The following is a 1,419-nucleotide window of genomic DNA, read 5'->3' as shown; positions in this document are numbered from 1 at the left end:
CGCCGGGAGGGGTGGGCCGCCGGCCCCCGCGAGCGCTCGCGGGGGCCGGCGGCGCGGGCGGGTCAGCGCGGCGCGGGCCCGCGGCGGCGCAGCAGCGCCAGCACCAGGGCGGCGCCGGTGGTGCCCGCCGCGCCGGCGGCGGCCCCCTGCCCGGTGCCCGCGCCGGTGCCTGCGCCGGTGGCGGCCGCGCCGTGCGCCGCGTGCGCGTCGTCGGCGGCGGCCGTGGTGGTGAACCCCGGCGCGGGGCTCTCCGGCTCCTCGGCCCCCGGGTCGGCGACCTGCGACCAGTCGGCGACCTCGCCGTCGGCGTAGGTCTGCACCGCCGGCAGCAGCACGCGGGTGCCCTCCGCCGGCAGCGGCCCCACCGACAGGGCGAAGCGCTGGAACTGCCCCACCCCCACGCCGGGGGTGCCGGGGTCGGCGGTCCAGGTGACGGTGCGCGGGGCGCGGGTGACCGTCGCGCCGGAGACCTGCACCGGCTCGGGCAGCGCCTCCTCCCGCACCACCGCCGTCCAGCCCGGCACGGGCTCGACGGACACGGACGTGAACGGGGTGTCGGCGGGCAGGGTCACGCTCAGGGCGGTGGTGGCGGCGGTGTCGGACTCGTTGGGCACGCGCAGCGTCACCACGCTCCACGAGCCGGCGGCCGTGGAGTCGGGCACCGCGCGCACGTGCGCGCTCGCCGCCGGGGCGGCGGCGAGCAGGAGCGCGGCGGCGCCGGCGGCGCCGAGCGCGGCGCGGGCGGGCAGGGTGGAGCGCAGGGTGGAGCTCATCGGGGTTCCTCCGGGTGGTTCAGCAGGTGGTCGTGGCGGGGACGGACCCCGCCGGGGGACCACGGCGCGCCACCCGGCGCGCGACCACGGAGCGCGGGCGCACCCGGACCGTCACCGGCACCGGCGCCACCGGGCGCAGCACCGGCACCCGCAGCACCGCGAGCACCACGACCCGCAGCGGCTGCAGCCACGCCCACAGCGACCACACCGCCCGCTCACCGCGGGCCAGCACCAGCGCCGCGGCCGTCGTGGCGACGGCGTGGGCGAGCAGCATGGGCAGCGGTGAGCCGCCGCCGGCGTGCCCGGCGGCCTCGGCCACCAGCGGCACCCACCCCTGGTGGTGGCCGTGCGCGGGCACGGCGACGGTGTCGGCGGCGAGGGCGCGCAGGCCCGCGTGCAGCGCGCCCTGCCCGCCGGCGAGGACGGCGAGCAGGGCGGGGACGGACAGCCGGCGGCCGGTGAGGGTGAAGGCGCCGCAGGCGGTGAGGGCGGCCAGGGCCGCCAGGAGCAGCGGCGGCGGCAGCTGCGCGCCGCCGGCGACGTGCGCGGCCGAGGCCAGCGCGACGACGGTCAGCGCCACGGCCCCCGCGCGGACCAGGCGCACCGCACCCCGGTCCGGCGACTGCACGCGCCCACCGTACCCAGC

At 82.0% G+C, this 1,419-nt stretch carries 2 protein-coding genes; both read right to left on the bottom strand.

From position 1 onward, the window contains the following. Positions 1-62: 62 nt before the first annotated feature. On the bottom strand, positions 63-773 hold the full coding sequence (locus GTR00_RS20805) for a YcnI family copper-binding membrane protein (protein WP_166613427.1): 711 nt from the start codon (positions 771-773) through the stop codon (positions 63-65). Positions 774-792: 19 nt separating this feature from the next. Continuing rightward, on the bottom strand, positions 793-1,401 hold the full coding sequence (locus GTR00_RS20800; RefSeq protein ID WP_166613426.1) for a hypothetical protein: 609 nt from the start codon (positions 1,399-1,401) through the stop codon (positions 793-795). Positions 1,402-1,419: the final 18 nt, after the last annotated feature.

The organism is Kineococcus indalonis (assembly GCF_009906395.1).
GTDB classification, from domain to species: domain Bacteria; phylum Actinomycetota; class Actinomycetes; order Actinomycetales; family Kineococcaceae; genus Kineococcus; species Kineococcus indalonis.
The sequence above is the reverse complement of the archived record's forward strand: the minus strand, read 5'-3'. Positions and strand labels throughout refer to the sequence as shown.